This is a genomic window from Acinetobacter sp. AB03 (assembly GCF_058107045.1).
The window spans coordinates 1,645,575-1,651,743 of record NZ_JBUEBA010000002.1; the positions used below are offsets into that span (position 1 = coordinate 1,645,575).

The 6,169-nt window shown below is 43.0% G+C and carries 8 protein-coding genes; all 8 read left to right on the forward strand.

What is annotated here, in order from left to right; translation table 11 throughout:
* Window positions 1–128: 128 nt before the first annotated feature.
* The 8 genes from ureE to ureC all read left to right on the forward strand — a co-directional run bounded on the left by ureE (window position 129) and on the right by ureC (window position 5,900).
* On the forward strand, window positions 129–611 hold the full coding sequence (ureE, locus tag ACY3FQ_RS08360; RefSeq protein ID WP_125274929.1) for an urease accessory protein UreE: 483 nt from the start codon (window positions 129–131) through the stop codon (window positions 609–611).
* Entirely contained in the window at window positions 598–1,263 is a 666-nt protein-coding gene (locus tag ACY3FQ_RS08365) for an urease accessory protein UreF (protein ID WP_002083800.1), read from the forward strand. Before ureE ends, ACY3FQ_RS08365 begins: the two co-directional genes overlap by 14 nt.
* Before the next feature lie 17 nt (window positions 1,264–1,280).
* Window positions 1,281–1,895, forward strand: coding sequence for an urease accessory protein UreG (ureG, locus tag ACY3FQ_RS08370; RefSeq protein ID WP_005100598.1), 615 nt, complete (start codon window positions 1,281–1,283; stop codon window positions 1,893–1,895).
* A gap of 14 nt (window positions 1,896–1,909) precedes the next feature.
* Window positions 1,910–2,476, forward strand: coding sequence for a HupE/UreJ family protein (locus tag ACY3FQ_RS08375; RefSeq protein WP_004637157.1), 567 nt, complete (start codon window positions 1,910–1,912; stop codon window positions 2,474–2,476).
* A gap of 71 nt (window positions 2,477–2,547) precedes the next feature.
* Window positions 2,548–3,426 (forward strand): urease accessory protein UreD, encoded by an 879-nt coding sequence (locus ACY3FQ_RS08380; protein WP_125274928.1) that lies wholly within the window; start codon window positions 2,548–2,550, stop codon window positions 3,424–3,426.
* Between the two features lie 100 nt (window positions 3,427–3,526).
* Window positions 3,527–3,829: an urease subunit gamma gene (gene ureA / locus ACY3FQ_RS08385; protein ID WP_000422459.1), complete on the forward strand. Its 303-nt coding sequence runs from the start codon at window positions 3,527–3,529 to the stop codon at window positions 3,827–3,829.
* A 19-nt stretch (window positions 3,830–3,848) separates the two neighbouring features.
* Window positions 3,849–4,157 (forward strand): urease subunit beta, encoded by a 309-nt coding sequence (locus tag ACY3FQ_RS08390; protein ID WP_125274927.1) that lies wholly within the window; start codon window positions 3,849–3,851, stop codon window positions 4,155–4,157.
* 42 nt (window positions 4,158–4,199) lie between these two features.
* Window positions 4,200–5,900 carry an urease subunit alpha gene (gene ureC / locus ACY3FQ_RS08395; RefSeq protein WP_125274932.1) on the forward strand — a complete coding sequence of 567 codons (1,701 nt, stop codon included), beginning with the start codon at window positions 4,200–4,202 and terminating at the stop codon, window positions 5,898–5,900.
* The last annotated feature ends 269 nt before the right edge of the window (window positions 5,901–6,169 follow it).

Below are 6,169 nucleotides of genomic sequence, written 5' to 3' on the forward strand. Positions count from 1 at the left end.
TGTATGTAGAAAAATTGGCGCAATAATTGCTTTGAACGTTGGGGTGGTGCATTTTGTGAAAGCGATTTATATTTTGAATCAATTTGGATCAAAAGCAGTCCTAAAACAAAGTCAAGCATGGAGAAAAAATGGAAATTTATACTCAACGATTAGAAGTAGTTACAGAATATTGTGACTTTGATGTCATTGAGCTGACTTTCGATACGCGCCAAAAGAGCCGTTTTCGTGCAACTTTAAAAAATGGGGTAGATATTGGTGCAGATTTGCCGCGTACAGGCATTTTACGCAGTGGGTCATATATTGCGACGGAGAGTGGAAATATTCTTAAAGTTGAAGCGAAACCAGAAAAACTGATGAAAGTTTTGGCTCAGCAAGAATTTGATTTATTAAAAGCGGCATATCATCTCGGTAATCGTCACGTTCCCTTAATGTTGACGCCAACAGCATTATATTTCGAACCAGATCATGTACTGGCTGAAATGGTGCTGGGTTTGGGATTAAACGTTGCAGAGGTAGATCATCCTTTTGAACCTGAAAGCGGTGCCTATGCACAACATCAACATGACCATCGCTTAAGCCCAATCAAGACTTTACATCATGTCCATCACTAATCCATCTCAACTGCTCAGCTTGTTGACTTTGTCATCAACAGCATTGCCGATAGGGGCATATTGCTATTCGCAAGGCGTGGAAAGTGCCATTGATCGAGGGCTGATTCATGATGAAGCCTCCAGCATTGCTTATTTTGAAGAAGTGCTGGAAATGCTCTTGGTTCGTTTTGAGTTGCCTGTGCTGAAACGTTTAATGCAATACAGTGATGACGAAGAAAATTTTACTTACTGGGCAAACTTTTATCGCGCCAGTCGTGAGAGTAAGGAGTTACTGGCGGAATCGAAACAGTTGGCATTTTCTTTAAATGCATGGATTAGAGACGTATTAAAGCAACCCGTCAAAGTGAAAAAACAGTTGGGCTTTGTTCCTGCGTATGGCAGCCTGTGTGGCACCTTGGGGCTAAATCAAACAGAAGTACTCACGGCTTATACCTTTACCGTTTTAGAAAATCAGGTCTTGGCGGCAGTCAAAACCGTACCGCTTGGGCAAATGAGTGGTCAGCGTATTTTGTGGTATTTACATGCGCTTATTCCCGCAGCAATTACGCGTGCACTGGCGTTGCAAGACACTGAAATCAGTAGTGCCTTACCGCAATATGCCATGCTGAGTATGCACCACGAGACCCAATATTCAAGACTATTCAGATCATAATCTTAAGAGGAAAAAACATGTCACAACGTAGCCCATTACGTGTAGGAATTGGTGGACCAGTCGGGTCAGGTAAAACGGCACTTACCTTGAATTTATGTCAGGCCTTACGTGAAAAATATAATATGGCGGTCGTCACCAATGACATTTATACCAAAGAAGATTCAAACTTTTTAACCCGCAATGAAGCCATGTCTCCAGAGCGTATTGTCGGGGTAGAAACGGGTGGTTGCCCGCATACCGCCATTCGTGAAGATGCGTCTATTAACCTCGCGGCAATTGATGATTTATGTGAAAAGTTTGATGGACTTGAGCTGATTATTATTGAAAGTGGTGGGGATAATTTGGCGGCGACGTTTAGTCCTGAGCTTTCAGATCTAACCTTGTATGTGATTGATGTGGCAGGGGGAGAAAAGATTCCACGTAAAGGTGGTCCGGGCATTACCAAATCTGATTTGTTGATTATCAATAAAACAGACTTGGCACCTATGGTCGGAGCAAATTTAAGTGTAATGGACCAAGATGCTAAACGCATGCGTGGGGATAAGCCGTTCTTGTTTAGCAATATGAAAACCAAAGAAGGTCTGGAAATTATTATTTCGTTCATTGAAAAACAAGGTCTATTCAAAGCGTAATTCGGGGAAACACAATGACTTATTTAAAAAGAACTTTAGCCACTTTCGCCGCAGCTTTTCCAATGTGGGCAATGGCACATCCTGGTCATGAACAACAGAATAGTTTTTTAACGGGCTTTATTCATCCCTTTACTGGAATTGATCACCTCACGATGGCGATCGCTTTTGGTGTGCTGCTGTGGTCAGCGGCTAATCGTTGGAAAGTAGGTGGATTGTTGGGTTTAGTTATTGCCATGATTGCAGGTTTTAGCCTTGGACAATTGCATATGGTTTCTGCGAATATTGCTGAATACGGCATTGTTTTCTCCTTATCTGTTCTTGCCATTGCCCTATGGACCAAAGCCAATCGACTGTTTGCAGTTGCGACCATGGTTTTAGCAAGTTTTCATGGCATGGCGCATGGTGCCGAATTGAGTCATTCAGGTCATGTGATCGGTTTAGTCTTCGGCATGGTTGTTGCAATGTCTTGCATCTACGCAGGTGGATTGGGTTTAGGCGCTTTGGTACAAAAATATGTGCCACATGGTAAGAAAATTGTCGGTGGAATTGCTGCAGTTGTTGCATTGATTGGTTTGGCTTAATGATATTCAGGTCATTTTGATGAACAAGTTTCAGCACACCAGATTATTGGTATTCATCACGCAGAGGAAGCATGCAGGATTTAACCGTCAGTCGAACGCATGATGCCCAATTATGGTTTGCCAAGTTGGAACTCGGCTTTCAGGCTCAAAAAGAGCCTGAATGCACGGTGTTACATCACCGCAAACATTATGGTCCTGTTCGGGTACAAAAAATGCTTTGGCCTGAAAAAACAGGGGTTTGCCATGCCATTATTGTGCATCCACCTGCGGGCATTGCGGGTGGGGATCACCTGACTTTTGATATGTCTGTCGATGCGCAGGCTCATGCCTTAGTGACCACCCCGGGCGCAGGTAAATGGTACAAAACCAATGGTAAAAAGGCCTATCAGCATATCAATATTTGTTTGAATGCTGATGCTATTTTTGAATGGCTGCCGCAAGAAACCATGCTGTTTAATGGTGCGAATGCGCATTCAGAAACCATCATCCATTTGGATCAGGCAGCCAGTTTTATTGGTTGGGACATGTTGGTGATTGGTCGCCAAGCACGTGAAGAGCAATTTAGTGATGGTGCCTATATCAACATGTTCAAACTGTTTCGTAATCAGACTTTGTTGGTTGCCGATACCTTAAGTTTTAAGGGAAATGACCGTTGGTTAAGTTCATGCCTAGGCATGCATGGTCAATCTGTGATGGGAAGTTTCTGGGCCGTGCCTCCCGTGCAATATCGTGCCAGTCTAGATTTAGAAGAGCATCTGGATTTAATCCGTGAACTGATGATGCGTATGGATGTACCCGTCACCTTAACGGTTTTGGATGATGTAGTTTGTGCGCGCTATTTGGGGAATGATGTTCGGCAATGTCATGATGCTTTTGCTGCTATCAGAGCTAGATTAAGACGCTATTGGTACGATCTGGATGAAGAATTTCCTCGTATTTGGAGAACATAAAGTCATTTTAGCCTGTAATTTCAAGACCAAATGACACAACGATTTTTGGTAATGTATAGCTCATGAGCGAAGCATCTCCACGTTTAAATAGGTAAAAGATATGGAATTAAATCCAACAGAAAAAGACAAACTTTTAATTTTTACCGCGGGCTTGGTTGCAGAGCGCCGTAAAGCACGTGGTTTAAAGCTGAATTATCCTGAAGCGATTGCGTATATTTCTGCTGCCTTGCTTGAAGGTGCACGCGATGGCATGAGCGTAAGCGAGTTGATGCACTACGGCACGACTTTACTGAGCCGCAATGATGTGATGGATGGCATTGCAGAAATGATTGTTGAAGTCCAAGTTGAAGCAACCTTTCCAGATGGCTCAAAACTGGTGACTGTACATCAACCGATTATGTAAAGAACAATAAGGAATAAAGATGATTCCAGGTGAAGTAATTACGCCAGATCGCGATATTGAGTTAAATGTTGGACGTGAAACCCTAAAAATAACGGTTGCGAATACTGGGGATCGACCGATTCAAATTGGTTCACATTTTCACTTTTATGAAGCCAATGATGCTTTGCAATTTGAGCGCGAGCGTGCCAAAGGCTACCGTTTGAATATTGCAGCAGGCACCGCAGTACGTTTTGAGCCAGGTCAGAACCGAGATGTCGAGTTGGTGGCACTAGCTGGAAAGCGTGAAGTGTATGGCTTTGCGGGTCGAGTGATGGGGAAACTTGACTAAGTCGGGCCATCAAAATCTTTTAAGAATTTAGAGTAATCTATGATGAAAATGTCACGTCGTGCATATGCGGAAATGTTCGGACCAACAGTAGGAGATCGTGTTCGCTTGGCGGACACGGAACTGTTTATTGAAGTCGAACAAGACCTGACCACTTATGGTGAAGAAGTTAAATTCGGTGGTGGTAAAGTCATTCGAGATGGCATGGGACAGTCCCAATTGTTGGCAGATGATGTTGCTGATACCGTTATTACCAATGCACTTATTGTCGATTGGTGGGGCATTGTGAAAGCTGATGTCGCTATAAAGAATGGTCGTATCTGGAAAATTGGCAAGGCAGGGAATCCAGATATACAACCCAATATTACCATTCCGTTGGGAGCTGCCACGGAAGTGATTGCAGGGGAAGGTCAAATTCTCACTGCAGGTGGCATCGATACGCATATTCACTGGATTTGCCCGCAACAGGTAGAAACTGCACTCATGTCAGGTACAACCACTATGATTGGTGGCGGAACAGGTCCAGCAGCAGGGACATCCGCAACCACAGTGACACCGGGACCATGGCATATTGCGACCATGTTGCAAGCCATCGATGATTTACCTATGAATATTGGGCTATTGGGCAAAGGAAATTTGAGTTTGCCCGATCCTGTCCGCGAGCAGATTGAAGCAGGTGTGGTGGGTTTAAAACTGCATGAAGATTGGGGTTCAACCCCTGCTGCCATTGATAACTGTTTGACTGTCGCGGATGAATATGATGTGCAAGTCGCAATTCATACTGATACTTTAAACGAGAGCGGCTTTTTAGAAGAAACGTTGGCGGCATTTAAACAGCGTACCATTCACACCTATCATACTGAAGGTGCAGGTGGTGGTCATGCGCCTGATATTTTAAAAGCTATTGGTCAGGCCAACGTGTTGCCATCTTCAACCAATCCGACGCGCCCATATACGGTTAATACCATTGATGAGCATTTGGACATGCTGATGGTATGTCATCATTTAGATCCTGCGATTTCAGAAGATGTTGCATTTGCCGAAAGTCGAATTCGTCGTGAAACCATTGCCGCGGAAGATATTTTGCAAGATTTGGGCGCAATTTCCATGATGTCGTCTGATTCACAGGCAATGGGGCGTGTGGGCGAAGTGATTATTCGTACATGGCAAACCGCACATAAAATGAAAGTGCAGCGTGGACCGCTAGAAGGTGATACGCCACATACCGATAATCAGCGGGTTAAACGTTATATTGCGAAATATACAATTAATCCAGCGATTACCCATGGTTTAAGTCATGAAGTCGGCTCGATCGAAGAAGGCAAGCTGGCAGACTTGGTGCTGTGGAAACCTGCATTTTTTGGTGTTAAACCTGCCATGATTATTAAAGGCGGTATGATTGCAGCAGCACCAATGGGTGACATCAATGCGTCCATTCCAACACCACAGCCTGTGCATTACCGTCCAATGTTTGGCGCAAATGCGCGCGGTGCACATAACACCTGTATTACCTTCTTGTCTCAGGCAGGAATTAACAATGGCGTAGCGGAAAAATTAGGTCTGAAGAAAATCATTTCTGCATGTAAAAACACGCGTAATATTTCCAAAGCTGACATGAAGCACAATACCTATACACCAGTGATGGAAGTTGATCCAGAAATTTACGAAGTACGGGCAGATGGCGTGCATTTAACTTGTGAGCCAGCAGAGGTATTACCAATGGCTCAGCGTTATTTTTTATTTTAAAGATTATCTTTTTAAGACCTAAAATATTCAGTCTGCGGATCATGTTTGGTGTGATGCAGACTTTAATAACACTAAATCTAAAAAAATTGGAAGAATAATTTATTAAATTCTTGTTTTTATGTGGCTGTTAGTGGTGTTATGAATAATAATAAATTTTTTCTTAAGAATTTTACCTAAAAAAATTGATTAGATAATTTTCTTTAACTGTCATGTATACATAACTTTGACAGTTTGAAGGGATCGGTATGTGCATTTTTCACAAGATTAAA